General features: G+C 44.0%; 24 protein-coding genes and 6 tRNA genes. 29 read left to right on the forward strand and 1 reads right to left on the reverse strand.

What is annotated here, in order from left to right; all coding sequences use genetic code 11:
• Window positions 1–49: 49 nt before the first annotated feature.
• From C1726_RS11240 to C1726_RS11355, 25 genes are all read left to right on the forward strand, one after another.
• Window positions 50–125 (forward strand) — tRNA-His (locus tag C1726_RS11240).
• A gap of 52 nt (window positions 126–177) precedes the next feature.
• Window positions 178–252 (forward strand) — tRNA-Gln (locus C1726_RS11245).
• Window positions 253–256: 4 nt separating this feature from the next.
• Window positions 257–331 (forward strand) — tRNA-Gly (locus C1726_RS11250).
• A gap of 11 nt (window positions 332–342) precedes the next feature.
• Window positions 343–416: transfer RNA gene (locus C1726_RS11255), tRNA-Cys, on the forward strand.
• Between the two features lie 33 nt (window positions 417–449).
• Window positions 450–535 (forward strand) — tRNA-Leu (locus C1726_RS11260).
• Between the two features lie 24 nt (window positions 536–559).
• Window positions 560–641: transfer RNA gene (locus tag C1726_RS11265), tRNA-Leu, on the forward strand.
• Between the two features lie 145 nt (window positions 642–786).
• Window positions 787–1,785, forward strand: coding sequence for a tyrosine-type recombinase/integrase (locus C1726_RS11270; RefSeq protein WP_102273201.1), 999 nt, complete (start codon window positions 787–789; stop codon window positions 1,783–1,785).
• A 350-nt stretch (window positions 1,786–2,135) separates the two neighbouring features.
• Window positions 2,136–3,362 (forward strand): ParB/RepB/Spo0J family partition protein, encoded by a 1,227-nt coding sequence (locus C1726_RS11275; protein WP_180968159.1) that lies wholly within the window; start codon window positions 2,136–2,138, stop codon window positions 3,360–3,362.
• Window positions 3,355–4,212: a hypothetical protein gene (locus C1726_RS11280; RefSeq protein WP_102273203.1), complete on the forward strand. Its 858-nt coding sequence runs from the start codon at window positions 3,355–3,357 to the stop codon at window positions 4,210–4,212. The genes C1726_RS11275 and C1726_RS11280 overlap by 8 nt, the downstream gene beginning before the upstream one ends.
• Window positions 4,213–4,289: 77 nt before the next feature.
• Window positions 4,290–4,754, forward strand: a complete 465-nt coding sequence (locus C1726_RS11285; protein WP_102273204.1) for a hypothetical protein — start codon at window positions 4,290–4,292, stop codon at window positions 4,752–4,754.
• 236 nt (window positions 4,755–4,990) lie between these two features.
• Window positions 4,991–5,359, forward strand: a complete 369-nt coding sequence (locus tag C1726_RS11290) for a hypothetical protein (RefSeq protein WP_102273205.1) — start codon at window positions 4,991–4,993, stop codon at window positions 5,357–5,359.
• An 81-nt stretch (window positions 5,360–5,440) separates the two neighbouring features.
• Window positions 5,441–5,752 carry a hypothetical protein gene (locus tag C1726_RS11295; RefSeq protein ID WP_142385078.1) on the forward strand — a complete coding sequence of 104 codons (312 nt, stop codon included), beginning with the start codon at window positions 5,441–5,443 and terminating at the stop codon, window positions 5,750–5,752.
• A gap of 82 nt (window positions 5,753–5,834) precedes the next feature.
• The gene (locus C1726_RS11300; protein ID WP_102273207.1) at window positions 5,835–6,140 is read left to right on the forward strand and encodes a hypothetical protein; all 306 of its coding nucleotides are present in this window, start codon (window positions 5,835–5,837) and stop codon (window positions 6,138–6,140) included.
• A gap of 73 nt (window positions 6,141–6,213) precedes the next feature.
• Window positions 6,214–6,501, forward strand: a complete 288-nt coding sequence (locus tag C1726_RS11305; RefSeq protein ID WP_102273208.1) for a hypothetical protein — start codon at window positions 6,214–6,216, stop codon at window positions 6,499–6,501.
• Window positions 6,482–6,862 (forward strand): hypothetical protein, encoded by a 381-nt coding sequence (locus tag C1726_RS11310; protein ID WP_102273209.1) that lies wholly within the window; start codon window positions 6,482–6,484, stop codon window positions 6,860–6,862. The genes C1726_RS11305 and C1726_RS11310 overlap by 20 nt, the downstream gene beginning before the upstream one ends.
• A gap of 28 nt (window positions 6,863–6,890) precedes the next feature.
• The gene (locus C1726_RS11315) at window positions 6,891–7,847 is read left to right on the forward strand and encodes a hypothetical protein (RefSeq protein WP_102273210.1); all 957 of its coding nucleotides are present in this window, start codon (window positions 6,891–6,893) and stop codon (window positions 7,845–7,847) included.
• A gap of 76 nt (window positions 7,848–7,923) precedes the next feature.
• Window positions 7,924–8,106 (forward strand): hypothetical protein, encoded by a 183-nt coding sequence (locus tag C1726_RS11320; protein WP_102273211.1) that lies wholly within the window; start codon window positions 7,924–7,926, stop codon window positions 8,104–8,106.
• Window positions 8,099–8,269: a hypothetical protein gene (locus C1726_RS26155; RefSeq protein WP_180968160.1), complete on the forward strand. Its 171-nt coding sequence runs from the start codon at window positions 8,099–8,101 to the stop codon at window positions 8,267–8,269. The genes C1726_RS11320 and C1726_RS26155 overlap by 8 nt, the downstream gene beginning before the upstream one ends.
• Window positions 8,270–8,274: 5 nt before the next feature.
• Complete coding sequence (locus tag C1726_RS11325; RefSeq protein WP_102273212.1) at window positions 8,275–9,036, forward strand: P-loop NTPase family protein; 762 nt, start codon at window positions 8,275–8,277, stop codon at window positions 9,034–9,036.
• Window positions 9,037–9,040: 4 nt separating this feature from the next.
• The gene (locus C1726_RS11330; protein ID WP_102273213.1) at window positions 9,041–9,988 is read left to right on the forward strand and encodes an HNH endonuclease; all 948 of its coding nucleotides are present in this window, start codon (window positions 9,041–9,043) and stop codon (window positions 9,986–9,988) included.
• Complete coding sequence (locus C1726_RS11335; RefSeq protein WP_102273214.1) at window positions 9,985–10,401, forward strand: hypothetical protein; 417 nt, start codon at window positions 9,985–9,987, stop codon at window positions 10,399–10,401. Before C1726_RS11330 ends, C1726_RS11335 begins: the two co-directional genes overlap by 4 nt.
• A 55-nt stretch (window positions 10,402–10,456) precedes the next feature.
• Window positions 10,457–10,642, forward strand: a complete 186-nt coding sequence (locus C1726_RS11340; protein ID WP_235822754.1) for a hypothetical protein — start codon at window positions 10,457–10,459, stop codon at window positions 10,640–10,642.
• 49 nt (window positions 10,643–10,691) lie between these two features.
• The gene (locus tag C1726_RS11345; protein WP_102273216.1) at window positions 10,692–10,955 is read left to right on the forward strand and encodes a hypothetical protein; all 264 of its coding nucleotides are present in this window, start codon (window positions 10,692–10,694) and stop codon (window positions 10,953–10,955) included.
• 95 nt (window positions 10,956–11,050) lie between these two features.
• A complete protein-coding gene (locus C1726_RS11350; protein WP_102273217.1) occupies window positions 11,051–12,403 on the forward strand; it encodes a DnaB-like helicase C-terminal domain-containing protein in 1,353 nt (450 codons plus the stop codon).
• Window positions 12,404–12,415: 12 nt separating this feature from the next.
• Window positions 12,416–13,393, forward strand: coding sequence for a toprim domain-containing protein (locus C1726_RS11355; RefSeq protein WP_102273218.1), 978 nt, complete (start codon window positions 12,416–12,418; stop codon window positions 13,391–13,393).
• A 39-nt stretch (window positions 13,394–13,432) separates the two neighbouring features.
• On the opposite strand, the gene C1726_RS11360 is transcribed toward C1726_RS11355, so the two are convergent.
• Window positions 13,433–13,672 carry a helix-turn-helix domain-containing protein gene (locus tag C1726_RS11360; protein ID WP_268877014.1) on the reverse strand — a complete coding sequence of 80 codons (240 nt, stop codon included), beginning with the start codon at window positions 13,670–13,672 and terminating at the stop codon, window positions 13,433–13,435.
• 131 nt (window positions 13,673–13,803) lie between these two features.
• Here C1726_RS11360 and C1726_RS25900 point away from each other — a divergent pair, with 131 nt between their 5' ends.
• The 4 genes from C1726_RS25900 (at window position 13,804) to C1726_RS11370 (ending at window position 16,208) form a co-directional block, all read left to right on the forward strand.
• Window positions 13,804–13,965, forward strand: coding sequence for a helix-turn-helix domain-containing protein (locus C1726_RS25900; RefSeq protein WP_142385079.1), 162 nt, complete (start codon window positions 13,804–13,806; stop codon window positions 13,963–13,965).
• A gap of 25 nt (window positions 13,966–13,990) precedes the next feature.
• A complete protein-coding gene (locus C1726_RS11365) occupies window positions 13,991–15,148 on the forward strand; it encodes an AimR family lysis-lysogeny pheromone receptor (RefSeq protein ID WP_102273220.1) in 1,158 nt (385 codons plus the stop codon).
• Window positions 15,149–15,170: 22 nt separating this feature from the next.
• Window positions 15,171–15,311 carry a hypothetical protein gene (locus tag C1726_RS26160; protein ID WP_180968161.1) on the forward strand — a complete coding sequence of 47 codons (141 nt, stop codon included), beginning with the start codon at window positions 15,171–15,173 and terminating at the stop codon, window positions 15,309–15,311.
• A gap of 243 nt (window positions 15,312–15,554) precedes the next feature.
• Complete coding sequence (locus C1726_RS11370; RefSeq protein WP_102273221.1) at window positions 15,555–16,208, forward strand: RNA polymerase sigma factor; 654 nt, start codon at window positions 15,555–15,557, stop codon at window positions 16,206–16,208.
• Window positions 16,209–16,567 lie beyond the last annotated feature (359 nt).

The following is a 16,567-nucleotide window of genomic DNA, read 5'->3' on the forward strand; positions in this document are numbered from 1 at the left end:
GATTCCCATCAGCCGCCCCATAATTTTATGAGTAATAAATGTAATTATGGCGATTGTGGCGAAGTGGTTAACGCATCGGATTGTGGTTCCGACATTCGTGGGTTCGATTCCCATCAGTCGCCCCATAACATAGGATTCACAAAACCGTCATTCAAAACATATGATATTAATAACTAATGGGCTATAGCCAAGCGGTAAGGCATCGCACTTTGACTGCGACATGCGTTGGTTCGAATCCAGCTAGCCCAGCCATTTTGCGGAAGTAGTTCAGTGGTAGAACACCACCTTGCCAAGGTGGGGGTCGCGGGTTCGAATCCCGTCTTCCGCTCCAATTTATTTTATGGCGGCATAGCCAAGTGGTAAGGCATGGGTCTGCAAAACCCTGATCACCGGTTCAAATCCGGTTGCCGCCTCCATAACTTACTAATCTTTACTTATGAAATAGATACGCCGGGGTGGCGGAACTGGCAGACGCACAGGACTTAAAATCCTGCGGTAGGTGACTACCGTACCGGTTCGATTCCGGTCCTCGGCACTTTTTCGAGAAATAATTTAATATGCCGGTGTGGCGGAATTGGCAGACGCGCACGACTCAAAATCGTGTTCCTTCTGGAGTGTCGGTTCGACCCCGACCACCGGTATCAATAAACGTTGATTTAACGGCGATCTATCGTAATGATGGGTCGTCGTTTTTCGTTGTATGCGCACGATTTTAGGTGAATAAATCGTACGCGGTGAGTCGTACGCACTGTGTCGGGTAATCTATCCGATTAGGAGTTGCGGAAATTGACACGGAAAAGACGTACTAACGATTTAGCCACGGAAGATTTATCGAAATTGCGAGGCAGCCTTCGGGCGGACTTTCTCGATTTCGATGACGCATTATCACTGTTTATTAAGGACGGCGAAATGCGAAATATTCGCGAACATACAATTCGATATTACCGGAATGAGCTTACGACATTTCGACGCATATTAGAGGAACAAGAAATAACGACTACACCTGGCGAAATAACGCAAGCTATTATCCAAGAAAACGTTATTCTTTATTTGCGGGACATTAAGCAACTAAAAATCACATCAATTAATACGAGATTACGCGCGATACGGGCGTTCTTCAATTTCCTATATAAGAACGATTATATCCCGATGAACCCCGTCAAAAATTTAAGCTTGGTTCGCGATAGGAAATCTGTCATTGCGACTTTCTCTACAAAACAACTCAACGACATTCTAAGTAAACCCGACCTTAAAACATTTACGGGAGTGCGCGACTATACGTTAATGTTACTTCTATTAGAAACCGGCATTCGCGCGAATGAACTTGTTGGGGTTAATGTAAACGATATTAATTGGGATGAGTCGACGCTACTTATTCGCAATACAAAAGGATATAAGCAACGTTATGTACCGGTATCGCCAACAATGAAGGAAGCATTACGTAGGTATATTTCGATAAGAGGCTCGATTGTTGACTGTAACGCATTGTTTGTTACGATAGACGATACGCCCCTAACAAAGCGTCAAGTACAATCACGCATTAATGGTTATGGTAAAGAGGCGCAAATTGATAACGTCAGATGCTCGCCACACACTTTCCGGCACACTTTCGCGAAACTAAGTGTTAAGAATGGCGCTGGAATATTCGAGTTACAACAAATACTTGGGCATACTACATTTGATATGGTTCGTACTTACGTAAATTTGTTCGCGGAAGATGTAAAGGAACAGCACCGGAAGTTTTCGCCACTTAATACGTTGAAAAAAAGAAATTACGGAAAATAAGTACTATTATCGTCAGCCTTTCGGGGTTGGCGATTTTTTTTGCGTAAAAATGCGCGAAGTTAATTTCGTTTGGCGTCCTAATAAATATAAGCGAAATAACTTTTGCGAAAGTGAACCAATTTGCGGAGGTGTGAGCGAATATCTTATGTGAAGACGCGGAAAAGGTTTCGCGAAGATGTCCGAATGATAATTCTCGCGGGTGTTATTGTATAAGTCGAAATTATTTTCGATTTAAGTGCGCAACTTTACCACCTTGCACGTCATTAGTAGTATAAGGCGTTTTTATTTGCCAAGTAATCTACACCAACGCATATATAACATACAGAAAACAAATGGAGGTGCTTTACGAAATGAGCGGAAAGATCGCTATTGGTAAATTAAAGGAACACCCGAAAAACTCGTATTACTTCACGGATATAAGCGGTGAAAAGTTCGAAGAAGTAAAACGAAGTATTGACGTCAATGGAATTCGCGACCCAATAAAATGTACTACTGCATTTACGGTAATTAGTGGACACCAGCGATTACGAATTGCAAAGGAACTCGGCTTAACGAGGGTTCCTGTCGAGATACTCGACGTTGACGAGTGGCAAGCGGAGTATCTATTGATTGCAGAAAACGTAGAGCGACGAGGGCAGGCCGAAACAGATCCGATTAAGAAGGCGCGTATTGCGCAGTTTTTGAAAGAGTATTGGGGTGTTAGAAGTGGAGGAAATGGGAGTAATCAATTTAAGCAAACTGGACATAATGGACAAGTTGCTAAAACAACTACAGACATAGCGGAATCAATCGGGGAGTCCGAAAAAACCACACGACGCCTAATGAAACTAAACGACTTAATTCCCGAAATACAAACACTGGTATCAGAGGGAATTGTTGGAACGACAGCGGCGGAACAGTATGCGTATATTACTCCGGAAAATCAACGCATATTAATCGAAGCGCTCGGAGAAAAACTCGGAGAAAAATCCGTTGTTGAAGCGAAAGAAATACGAAAGCAATCCGAGCAGGAAGGTGATTTTGAAGAGGTATTGAAAGCCAAGGAATCTGAATTAGAAGATGAACGTAAACGACGTGAACAAGCGGAGCGGAGCGAGAAAATTGCGTTACAACGGTTGGAGGAAGCGGAGAAACGGCCTTATCAAGTTGTTGAGCGCGAAGTGGTTAAGGAGGTCGTGCCTCCAGAAGTTCAGCAGCAAATAACAGAAAATCAACGCAAGTATGAGGAAACGGAGCGCGAGCGGCGTCTCCTTGAGCAATCATTATCACGGACTTATGAGCGTATCGAACACTTAGAAAAATTAGAAAAGACGGTAAGGGTACAAGAAGAATCACCTATGTACGATTTAATCCGTTCCTTACAAACGTCAAACCGATATTTTGATACGTTTACACTCAATGAAAAATTCACCTCGACTACGATTGCTAGTGCTGAACAGACAACAGTCGACTCCTTAGAAACGCAATTAAGGCGAACGTTAGCTAAAGTCGAACATGTACTAGCACTAATCGACGAGAGAAATGGCGTTATTGTAATTGACCAAAATATATCGACGGAGGTTGTTGTTAATGATTAATGAAAGCATGCAAATTGCAGAACGAGTGTTTCAAGAACAATTCGGTGTTAGTGCTATGGAGTTACAAAATACTACGGTCGAAGAAACAGTTCGCAAAAAAGTAGAAAGGTATCGAGAACAGGATGAGATGGGTCGGGCGATGTATTTTACGTCGGAAGTAACCTCATCCGAAATATTCAAGCGCTCAACTCTAAGTTTTTTCACAGGAGAGTTTCCTGCGATAATAAAAACCCTAACAATGGTAGAAAGCATTCCAGCAGTATATAAGCGAGAAACACAACGATTTTTCACGAAAGATTTTCCTAAATTTAATGCGGGAGCAGCGACGGCATTAGGGAGATTCATACGTGATGGACTGATTTGGGTGCAATCAGACCCTAACGCAAGTAGTGAGCGAGGACGAAGCGAGCAACTATCCAACTATGTTATGAAAGGGATAAGAGAGCGCTCACGTGCTAAGTATTTTGTAGACATGCGTAGAGACGAATTTGAGTACAAGAAGTTCGAGCGAAAATTGAAAGCATACTGCGGAATAGTATGGGAAATGTATATGGTCGAAGAAAAAACATTTACAAGCGATATGCCTCTAGTAGACCGAGTGCGAAATCGAAATGAATACGCAAAAGCACAAGTTGAGAGATTCCTCGAACAAAATTGTAAAATTAAGCGTGACTCACAGATGAAATCAGAAATATTATATAAGGCATATGAACAGTGGACGGACGAAAATCAACAAGAATTACTAGGTCGGGGAACATTCGTAGAAACAATTATGCGGATTATTCCCGTTGTAACACAGACTGCTATCGGAGAAACCGCGTATATTCGGGGAATACGACTTGCCTCATAAGCAGAAAAAGCTAAAGTCTAACGCAATAGGCAAGCGCTAGACAAACGAACCGCCCACGAAGGAGGTCACGCGCAAATATGACGCAATCTAACGCATATATCCGCACAGGCAACACACGCACCGGCTTCTCGCTAATGTTCCACGAACTGTTCGATTTGTACCATCCGTACATTGGCGACAAGGCAACGCTGTACTATCTGTACCTGTTGCGCTACCGAAACAACGATGTCACAAGTTTCGACCAAGGCAAGGCGTGGAACGGGCGCAGTAAGGTAACGGAAAAGTTTCAGCTTTCATTTTCGACGCTGCCCATACTCGACGAAATCCTCGAAGCGAGCGGACTGGTGACGATCGAACGCAAGCCGAGCGGTCGCGGAAAGGACAAGATTTACTATATCGTTCATGACCCGTTGGAGCGCGCGCAATTTCGCGAACATGAGACGCAGATAGCCGAGGATTTACGGCAAGTCGTCGTTAGGCAGGGCGGCTCGATCGGCAAGTTACTCGGTAAGGAGAAAGGCGTTAATCTATCGGTGTGTTGATTAGCTCTACGTTGGCGGAGATTTATCTCTACGCTAGCGTTAATGAAAAAGAAGTATTTAAAAAGAATCTTTTAAAAAGAATAAATACATTGCGCCAATTCCATTTCATTACATTGACGCTACGATTCTATTAATATCTATTATCGCGAAAAGTAGTACAAGCGTAGCGTTATGAGCGAATGCGAATAGCGCAAAGGTTTTCCATTCTAATAATATGATTAGGAGATGAGATGTGTATGTTTGAAAAGCTAATAGGGGCACAAATTGTTAACGTAGGTGACGAATGTATTGAAGTGAAGATAGGTGCTGAGGTTTTTAAATTAGAAATTACTTCTGATGATGGGGATTGCTGCGGTTTTGCCGACTTTACAACTAAGTTACTCTATCTACCGAATGATTTACGGAATCCAGTTATCACTAACGTGACGCGGGAAGATAGCGAAAGTTACGACGATGACTCATCAGTAATTACATTTTTCGGGGAATCAAAACCACTTGCTACAATCGAAAGCAATGCCGGCAGTGGTAGCGGTTGGGGTTATGGAGCATTTGTTTCGTTGAGATGTAATGCATTGGATATCGATGAAACATTAGCGTCATGGTAATGAAAACGAAAAAACGAAAGGGGAAACGTTAATATGACGAAAAAGGTAACGCTACCACGCGAAGTCGCGGAGGCAATCGAGATGTATTTAGGAGAGTTCGATAAAAAGACGTTGCTTCATACGTACTGTAATCCGAAATTTATAGGATGGACACAGAAATATAACGCATTTTATAAAGTTGATTTAGAAACATTAATGTCCGCACTCGTCAACGGCTACGAAATCGAAAAGACACCCGAAGAAAAGATTCGCGATTACTATTACGGTTTAAAAGGGACTGAATGTTCGCTGGAATTACGAGGACAAAGCGGGTCGCAGTTTAGGCAAGGGTGGCAGTCCGTCAGAGAAACGCTCGATATTCTCGGAATTACAATCGAAGGTATTAACGCATGAACATACGCTTAATTTCCCCATCGTTTTCCCGTTATAATAGACGCTTTAAACACGAACTAATACGAAAGGTAGGCGAAGGTAAATGTCGCTAAATTTAACGGTAAATTCCACGTACAAACTAACGTCCGACTCGTACCAAATCATTGTTAACCGCAAGCACATCGTTGACCCAACGAAAGCTCCGAATTGGGAACGAATGAAAGCGGAAGGAAAATCCGGCGAGCCACGCATTGAATGGCGCGAGGTTGCGTATTGCCGAACGGTCGAGCAGGCGTTGAATTGGATTGCGGAACAAACACAGCGTGATAGCAATGCGGAGTCCATTACGGAACTACTAGGGGAAATACAAGCGATTCGGCGCGAAATTAGCGCGGTGATGGCGCGATAACGAAGTAGTAATAGAAATACCTTAGGCGGAGGTTAAACGGTTAAAATGCAAGGAAAATGTAGGAGGAATGACGATGCTTACAAACGAACAACTGAACGCAATACGCGAACGAACGGAAAGGGCGACGCCAGGTTATTGGTGGGTAAAATACGGAATAGATGAGTCGGTAGAAATAAACGTAGGTCACGGTTTTAGTGCGAGGTATGTAGCAGATGTACTGCGAAGTAATGACGGAGAATTCATCGCTAACGCTCGCAATGATGTGCCAATGTTATTAGCGGAGATTGAACGCTTGCAAACGGAATTGTATTACGCAACACGACACGAAAGGATGGGCTATGATGTCAACGAAAAAGCCTAGCGTAAGAGACTGGCGAAACTTTTCAGCGGACAAATGGACGGTAACGACTTTTCGCGCGTACTTGTTCGACGAACACGAAAGGCGTTACGGCATTTCGTACGTCACGCGTAATCATGCGATTGAAGGACGCTGGCTCAAAACGCTAATTGCCGAGCATGGCGCCGAGGTCGTGCGCAAGTTTATCGATGCGTGTTTCGCGGAATATCGGCCAACGCCGCAATACCCCGGCTTGAATTTTGCGTTCATGTACAGCTACCAAAGGGCGCGGATATTGCCGAGGATTCTTGCGGAACAGGCACGGCGAGAGCGGGCGCAGGCAATAGCAGCGCCAATTACGGAAGAAGAAATCGGATGGCTGTAACGCAAATTATAATCGGGGAGGAATCGGAATGAACACGGTAAAACGCAAAGCAAACGTAGGGGAGCGTATTTTGATTACTGACGTAGTAGTAGGTGCGATAGAAGTCGGGGACATCGGTGTTGTAACGCGGGTAGGCAGAAAAGAAGTGAGGGCGAATTTTAGCGGAAAGTCGCTAATGGCATGGCACGAAGAATACGAAGTTATTACGGAGGCGAGCGAAGTGAAAGTTAAGTCGTTAAAGGAAATCGTCGGTAGTTTAGTAGATTGCGGATATACTTGCGAAGCTGGTCCGTTGGTGAACAACGTTGATTTTCAAATGCTTGCGGAGATTGCTGGCTACCCAACCGGAGGGCATGCCGCAGTTTTACACAAAGGCGAAACGATTGTACCAGTCGGACGCACTCCGCAGGAAATTCGCGACGTGCTTACGCGTGAGCGCATTATCGAACAGGCAAAGCGCGACGTGGCGGGAAAACTAACGAATAAACCAGGCGTAGACGTACCGCATATGCTCGGGTATGGACGAATAACACTCAACAATTACTCAATAGAGTTTATCGTCAATAACGAAAAGCGTACTGTTGTGGCACTCATTCGCGGTAATGTTTCGAAAGAGGTTCGCGCAAAAGGAATCGCCAAGTGCGCTCCGACCGACTGCTTTAACGCTCATATCGGAAAGGCTATTGCGGTTCGCCGAGCGTTAGGTCTCGAAGTGCCCGAAGTTTACCTTCGCGCGCCACAGCCGACAGAAGTACGGGTGGGCGACGTTGTAACATTTCCGGAAAAAGACCACGAGGGTTGGCACGGGAAAATTTGTTATCGCGTTGATTCGGTAGAAAAAGGTGAACTGACAATCGTTAAGGACGAAATCGATGACGGATTATATGTCGGAACAAAAGCTTACGCGACATTTGGAGGTGGTTCGTCAAAACTTCCGATTATCGACGACACTCGCGAAAATGAACCGGAGGTGGTGACGAAATGACCGAATTAATTATCGGGTTTTTCGCAGGAGTAGGACTCGGCTCGACTATCATCGCTATATGTAAGGTGATTAAACGATGACACTAGTCGAGGCAATCCGCGCATTAACCAACGGAGCGTCAGCGGCCGTGAGCGCAATAGGCAAGCGTTACACGGCCGCCGAGCTGGCGCCAATTAATTTTATCGGAAAGCATGCGGTCAGTTATCGCGACGTAGGCATGACGGAAGCTGAACGGAAGGGAGAGTGGCGAGTTGAATAAACAAGTATTACGAACATACTACGAAGTGTTGGCTATTTTAAAAGAGAGAAAACGTAACGGACACAAGACCGTCGATATTGACTTTGCGATAGAAGTAACTGAAAAGGCGACATTAATGGTCGAGCGTTTAGATGAATTAGCACGGTATGTAGAGCGGAGGTGAACTGAATGAATCACGCAAGTAAATGTATTCTATCTACGCAATGTAAACTCGCAAACTCCGAATCATGCAACGCACATTGTCCGCACTTCATCGCATTGCACGGGCTAAATGGCGTCAGCGGGCGCGTGGCAACGGCTGGCACACCGCGCGACTATCGGCTAGTCACCGCAAGCAATTCGCCAGCCCGTGCGGAGCAAGCGTCGGTTTATCGCGCGGTGGATGCGTATATCAAGACGTTCGAGCGCCAGTTTGACGCGGAAGGCGAACGTATAAAAAGTTTGTACCTTTTCAGCGAAAGTCCTGGAACTGGAAAAACAACGACTGCTTCCGTCCTGCTGAACGAATGGCTGATCGCACATTACATCGGCAGCCTTCGGCTGGGACTGCAACCGTTACAGCAGCCGGCTTACTTTTTGGACGTTAATAATTGGCAGACTCTATATAACGAGTTTAACAGGAATAATATTCCGAGAGAAATAGCGGAGACCGCCAGTCGCGAGTATTATAAGCAAATGAAATATGCTAAAACTGCGCCATTTGTAGTGTTTGATGATTTGGGAATCCGAGACGCTTCACAGCCGTTTAAAGCTGATTTGCATTCAGTGATTAATCATCGAGTTACAAATAAGATGCCGTCCGTATATACAAGTAACTTGCCTATAACAGAAATGGAGTTTGTTTTTGATAAGCGACTGTATGATAGAGTAAGAGATTTTTGCTTAGTCATACTTTTTGACGGTGAATCTAATCGAGGGATGAGGAGGTAGAGAATTGCCTAAAAGAAAGACCTTTGACGAAGTGTTGGCAGTTTTTAACGAAAAAGGATATGACCTGCTCGAAAGAACTTATAAAAATAACAAACAAACGCTTCGCTATAAATGTAGAATACACAACGATGAAGAACAATTTATACGCTTGAATGATTTGGTGATGGGGCATGGGTGTAGATTTTGTGGTAGAGAAAGAAGTATCGAAAATTTAAAAGCACAAGCGGTAATGCAAAGGTTAACTTATAGGCAGGTTGAATATGAATTCAAAAAGAGAGGTTACGTACTTCTAGATAAGACTTATTCGGGAGCGAAAAATAAACTTTCATACCTATGCCCCAACCACCCAGACAAGATTCAAAAAATTAGAATAAACGATTTGAAGCGCGGTAGTGGTTGTAGATATTGCGTTATTGATGCCAGAAAACTTCCTTTCGATGAGGTAAGATCACTCTTCAAGTCTAAGGGATATATACTCATAGAATCAGGAGAGGAGTATATCAACAGCGCAACCCAAATGAGGTATATTTGCCCTAATCACGAAGAAAAGGACACTAGAATAACTACGGATTCATTACGTGATGGACATGGTTGCTGGTTTTGCGCAATTGATAAAAGTCGAGGAAAACTTAGCGCACATTATAATCACGACTTACCCGACGAAATAAGGGCGAAGGATAGACGCTATGATGACAAAATTCACGCATGGAGGAAGGGCGTTTATCAACGCGATAACTACACCTGTATTGCTTGTGGCGATGATTCAGGCGGAAATCTTAACGCACATCATAAGGACGGATTTAATTGGTGTATAACGCACAGGTATGACGTAGATAATGGCGCAACATTATGCGAGAGTTGTCACAGAGAGTTTCATAACGAATATGGATATGGTGACAATACCGAACAACAATTTAATGAATGGATTACTCAAAAGGAGGCGTCCGAATGAACTGGCTCAAACGATTGTTCAAACGCAAGCCCCTCGAGCCGGCATACGAGCCTGGAGACCTAGTTATCGGTTATGACCCGTACGTCCTCGACGGCATGGATGCGCACGAGGTTCGCGAGCCACGATATGAAACCGTCAGCCGAAGCGTATTCGTACAGAACCTCGGTATTTACGTTTACCAATTCGAGGGCGGCATCGAGTGGCATAACGAAGCATGGCTGTTTCCTGCGGTGTATGGAACGGAGACAATCACCGTCAGCTTTCCGTATGAGCCGACGCGGGTGGAGCAGATTGACGCATTGTTGGACGAGTATCGCGATTACAAGGCGTTGGCTGATACGTTTGGCGATGCGGAGTATTACGAGAGGTTGGCGGAGATTGAGGCGGAATTGCGGAAATTTGTCGAAAAATAAAGTGATGGTGCGCTTTTGACAAAAAATGTGCAGTAAAGAAAGGGCGATAAAAACAGTGTACTCGAAGGAGAGATTAGAAAGAAAAATTGCTCGTATTAAAGATAAAATCAAATCTTTAAAGGCAGAGCATGGTGATACGCCTAGTCTCACACACACTTATCATGGTGGATGGGATTTAGGTTATTGGCAAGGTAGGCTGTCTATACTTGAAGAATTTCTTGATGATATGGAAGAAAATTAAGCCCGCAATGCGAAAAGACAAAAATTGTAAACTAAGGAGAGATTGAAATATGCAAGAATCAAAAATTCTTAAACAATGTCCGTTTTGTGGCGGGGAAGCAAATATTTCTGTTAGTGATGACGAAGGTAATAACCGTAATGAAGAATATGAAAATGACCCGTGGTCTGGGCTTTCCTTCAAGATACAACATGGTCATGAGAGTAATAAAGGTTGCCCGATAGCGAATTTCGAAGAAGATGGTGGCACTGTGGGAGTTTACCTTTACGACAGTCGAGAAGAAGCGATTAAAGCTTGGAATGAACGTTTCTTGTAATGCACATTTCGATGAAAAAGCGCAACAACGCAAAAATACGCTACTTGTAATCTAATAGCGTAGAAGTTTACTATAACAAACAAGGAGGCGAACGCATGCAATACGCTAATCTACTATTCTCGAAAATAGTCGACGAGAATAACGCTCAAGCGCTAACCAAGCACGGCATTAGCGAACGCGACCTGTCCACGGAAGGCGAGCGTCAAATCTATCGTTTTATCACCGACTATGCCGAACGTAATCGCGGGCAGGCGCCAAGCTACGCAACAGTCACAGCCGAATGCCCAGCGTTTGCGTACACGCCACAGGTCGGCGACAGCTACGAATATCTAACTCGCGAGATCAAAAAGCATTCAGCGCAAGTCCAGTTCGCGAAATTTGTTAACGAGGAACTCGGCAAGAAATTCGAAACGGACGGGCGGAAAGATATATTTTCGTTCTTGGACGGCTTGATTTCCGACATAGAAAGTATTAAACTAAGAACAAGTGTTCGAGATAAAATAGGAACGGACGTCAAGCACGACGGCGACAAGTTCCTCGCAGAAATGGACCGGCGCAAAAAAGGCGAATCGTTCCGAATATGGAAGTCGAAATTTGCGTTTATTAACGAACAAGTCGGCGGCTACGTGTCGTCGAACGTCTACACTGTTTACGGAAAGTCGGGGCGCGGGAAGTCCGTTATCACGCTCGAAGAATGTATCGAAGCAGCGTTTCAGGGCGCGAACGTGCTTATTTGGGCGATGGAAATGGGCTGGTACGAAGTCCTCGTGCGTATATTCGTCAGCATATCTGCAAGGCGCGGGCTAACGACTGCGCAGGTGCAAGGTTTGGACATGGCGGCAGGCTTTGACTCGACAGCACTGCGCCACGGCAAACTGTCGCCGGAGTTCGAAGTTGCCTTTCGCGCGTTCGTCGAACAGTTGAACGATTATGTGCCAGGCAATATTACGCTACGAGCCGTCGACGATGACGACTTTGCAAACCGTAGCCTTGCGGCCCTTGAAGCGGACATACTCGCGACCAAAGCCGACGTCGTAATGATCGACCCGTTCTATTATCTCGACTATGAGCGCAATACTTCGAAAACAACGGGCGGCGACGCGGCTGCTACTTCGCAAAAGTTGCGCAGACTTGCCGGCTCGACACAGACCGTGATATTCGCGATAACACAGGCCGACGAAACAAGCGCCAACGAGGACGAAGAAGGGAACCGCGAACTTGAGTTGCCACAGCGAAAGGACGTCGCGAAAACGAAACAGCTGCTACAGGACGCCTATTTGCTTATCGGAGTCGATACGGACTACAAGCAAGGGCGCGGGCTAATCGGATTGAACAAAGGGCGCGACGGCGGCGAAGGACAGCAGGCGGAAATCCTTTACATTCCGCAAGTAGGCATCGTCAAGCAGCCGGAGTCGGGCGCGGCAGTTGCGGGGCAGTTCGGATTCTAAAGGAGGGCGCAAATGGCAACGATTCACATACGTAATCAACCGGTAGAAATCGATGTCGAAGCGGAGCTGCGCGAGTTCAACTGGACGCGACCACGATGGACAAGCGACAAACTACTCGCAGCAAGCCCGTTTCGCTACGATCAGACGCCGAGTTTCTTCGTCCGACTCGAACCATATGGCGATTATCCGGCGGGTACTTGGAGCGATTCGGGCGCGTACGACAGCGAATGGGCAAGCGGCGGCCTCGTGAAACTGCTTTCATTTTTACGTAATGAGACCTACGGCGAAACGGAAGAATACCTGCTAAACGCCTATGGATATTCGCAGGACTCGACCGATATTAAACTTATATCGCCGCGACTAAAAGTCCAGCGGGCTAGGCAGCCGTTGGCAGAAGCGGAACTAAACGGATTCACAGCGGACTATATCTACTTAGAGTCGCGTGGAATAAGTGCGGAAGTCCAGGCGGAGGCAGGCGTGCTGTATGACGCAAAAAGTCGGGCGGCGGTCATTCCGTGGCGCGATGCAAACGGGCGCTTGCGTAGTGTGAAATTTCGCACAGTTTACGGGAAATTGTTTTGGTATCATCGAGGGGCGACGCCTATTCGCGAGCTAGTTTTCGGAATTGAATTAGCGAAACATAAGACGGCAATCTTGTGTGAAGCGGAAATTGATGCAATGAGTTGGCGACAGGCAGGATACGCAGCGATAGCGATAGGCGGGGCGAGTTTCAGTGAAGTTCAAGCGGACATAATCAAACGGTCGACGATCGAGGAATTAGTTATCGCAACGGATAACGATAATGCTGGCGTGAAATTACGAAAGCAAGTCGAGGAACTATTAACGGGATATGTACGCATTAGGCAAGCGTATATAGATGCCGAGTTTAAGGACGCGAATGAGGCGTTATGTAAGCGCGGAGTGGGAGCGTTGCAGAGTGCGTTTGAAAAGTCGGAAAGTGTTGGCGGACTTAAAGTGAAAATACGTTAAATAACGTACTCATGCCTGCGGTAAGGCGCGCGATTAGTGCTATCGTTCGCTCTTACCCTCCGGTAACCATTCGTAAAGTTCATCAATAGTACAGTCGAGGACAGTTGCGATAGTTTTTGCGCTATCTATCCACATTCCGTGGCTGCCTCGATTACGTACTTTATCGTTAATGAACGATTTACTCATACCGGTTTTCGCCGCGAGTTCTTGTTGCGTCATCCCTTTAGCGTCAAGTAACTCTTGAATACGGCACCTTCCGACTTTATACGTAGTAAACACCTCCTAAACAGGGGATGCATGTTTCATATTATATTAAATTGGTTATTTTTACAATTATTTCTTTACATGCGCTTACGCATGTGATATATTCTAGTTAATAAGTGCGAAAGCGCACATTAGGAGGGGCTATCATGCTTGAAAATATTATTGGTGTTAAAGAGGCTTCGAAACTGTGGAACTTGGAAGCTAGCTACATTAAAAACTTGTGCGCCCAAGGAAAAGTCAAAGCAAAGAAAATCGGAAATGTTTGGGTTATTGATAAAACACAAGAAAACCCAAAACAAAGACAATAATAGAGTTTAAAGGGGAGGGATAGTGTTGATCGCAGCTGAAATAGAAGAATCAATGGACTTGTTAGATAAAAAGATTACTTGGAAAGACCTAGCAACTGCTGTTAAATTATCACCTGGATCATTAACTAATCTAAAAAATGGAGCTGAAATGAAGTTCCCTACCCTTCTAGAAATTGCAAAATTTATTTATAAAAATGAGCATATTAATCGTTTTAAAAAGTGGTGTTTAAATTTTGACTCACCTAAAAATTTACGGTTTGCACTGGAGTATTTAGCTGTCAATCGTCAGTTAAAGGAGTTAGACGAATTGATAATGAAGATAACCAAGCAACGAACGGACCAAACAATGAAGGAATGGGCGCAAGGATACTCAATTTTATCTCGTTATTTAAAAAGAGAGAAAGCAGAAGATATCATCAACGAGTTAAGAGGATTCACACCTAAAACGAAAGAAATGCAAATTCTCGCTCTAATAACTGAGGTATGGTGCCGTTATAAGTTGAATGACTTTAAAACAATGAGCTTATTAATAAGCGGGCTGGAATACGCAATCAATAAAATTAATGAGGACTTTATACGAGATTCATATGGAATACGACTGAACGAGGTACTTGCTTACGTTAACCTTTACAAATTTAATAACATTACACTTGCTAGAGAGATTGCAGAAAAAATTATTTTTTCAAACTGTAGCGCAACTTTCACAACAAGCGCGTCATACATATTAGGGATGTCGTTCCTGTTTGACAACTACGAAAAGTGCTTGGGGTACATCGAGAGACATAGGGAGTTACTTGTTGAATCAGGAAGGTTAAAAGAATTAGAGGTTATAGATAATTGCGATATACCTTTCATAAATAATGTTTGGAGAAAACAAGAACGACCAAACACAAACGACATTTCCGAATTAGCACACTTTGAGGCTGTAGTAGGGAATAAGGAACTAGCGTTAGAATTAATCAATAAAGCGATCGAAAATGAGGAAAAAGAGGGGCGAAAGCCTAGCGGTTTTAAGTTTTACTATAAAGCATTAGCTACTAATGATGCCTCTTTATTTATGAAATCGTTAATTATGTTTAGTAAGAATGGTGATAAGTTCTACGCTAATCTTCCTTACAAGTACCTAAAAGAAGATGAAACATTCAAATCAATGGCAGCCCTATTAATTGATGAAGAAAATTAAAAATTAGGAGATGGTTGAACGTATGAAGAAATTACTAGCCGCACTAACACTAGCAGTAACACTATTCGGATGCGTAGCTACAGGTGCTTCCGCAGACACAATTATTAAAAACGACGGAGGAATAACTGTAAACTCTGCTGACCCGGGCGGTGGCGGTCATTAAAATTTAATATAACCCCAAGCACAAAAGGAGAGCCCGAGGTTCTCCTTTTCTTTTTTGTACATAAAAGATTTTAGTATTTTTTATTTTTGGAAAAACACTAAACTTTCCAGAGTTTTGAAAAAAATGGTGATAATATTAGGACAAGTAATACTTTAATTTACGTATCTTTAAAAATATTTTTGTAATAAGTGCGCAACTTTAAAGCTGAGCACGTCATACCTATCAAAGGGAGGAATTAAACTAATGAATGAACTTAAAAAATTTCATATTAACGAGTTAGCAACGAAGTATATCGATGCGAAAGACGAGGCAGTGTTCGAAAGTCTATACCGAAATTTACTATTAGTAACTCAACCGAAATTAGATTATTGGATATCGCAAACCCGCATATTAGCAGGAAGGCACGAGATACAGGCTGTGTTCGATGATTCAGTAATAAAGGCATTGACCACTTTCGGTAAACGAAACGGAGATTTCGTTAAACTGTTCACTACCATGTTGCATAACGAGCAAAAGACGTTATTAAGAAAATTAAGAACACGCAGGAAATACGAATTCTACGAAGTAGAAAATAGCGATGAGGACGCGGCAACGTTCGAAATTGCATCAGAATTTAATGTTGAGGAACATATAACAGCAATAAAAGAAGCCGACCAGCGGCAACTGATCGACTTTCTTTTGAGCGGTGAAAACGAAAGGGTGACGGGAATCATCCAAACGTTCCTAAAACTCGATTGCTCCGGCAAGAGCACATGGAGTTTTCCAACAGCGAAATCAATCGCTGATGAGTTAGGTATCCACCACTCGGCAGTTTCGCGCACATTCAAACGGCTGGCCGCCAAATTTGAACAAGCTAAACAGTTCGGTTCTTACCAAGACTATTTAGTTGCGCTTTAATCTATGAGCGGAATAGGGCGCTTAGGCATTGTGTCCTACTCCCTCGATTACATTATAAACGTTATACGGTTTTTCGTATAGCAATTTACACAACTGTAATATTAACGCAATTCGACAAAATTAGCAAGTGGAGGTCGGTCGTGATGCGCCAAAATTGCGCTGTTAATAATTATTATGCCCCAATCACGGAAAATAAAACCACATTTGAGCGAAAAGTTGATCGATTGAAGCACGACGGTGTCCGAAACTACGACGCCAGTCAAACGCAACAACTTCCTATTATAAAGGCGGTGCGGCTCGGATGAACGAACTACTAATCGCATTCTCAGCGCTCGCCTTCGTCCTCTGCGTAATTACCA

It is taken from the genome of Cytobacillus massiliigabonensis (assembly GCF_900199725.1).
In the GTDB taxonomy this organism is placed as follows: Bacteria; Bacillota; Bacilli; order Bacillales; family Cytobacillaceae; genus Cytobacillus; species Cytobacillus massiliigabonensis.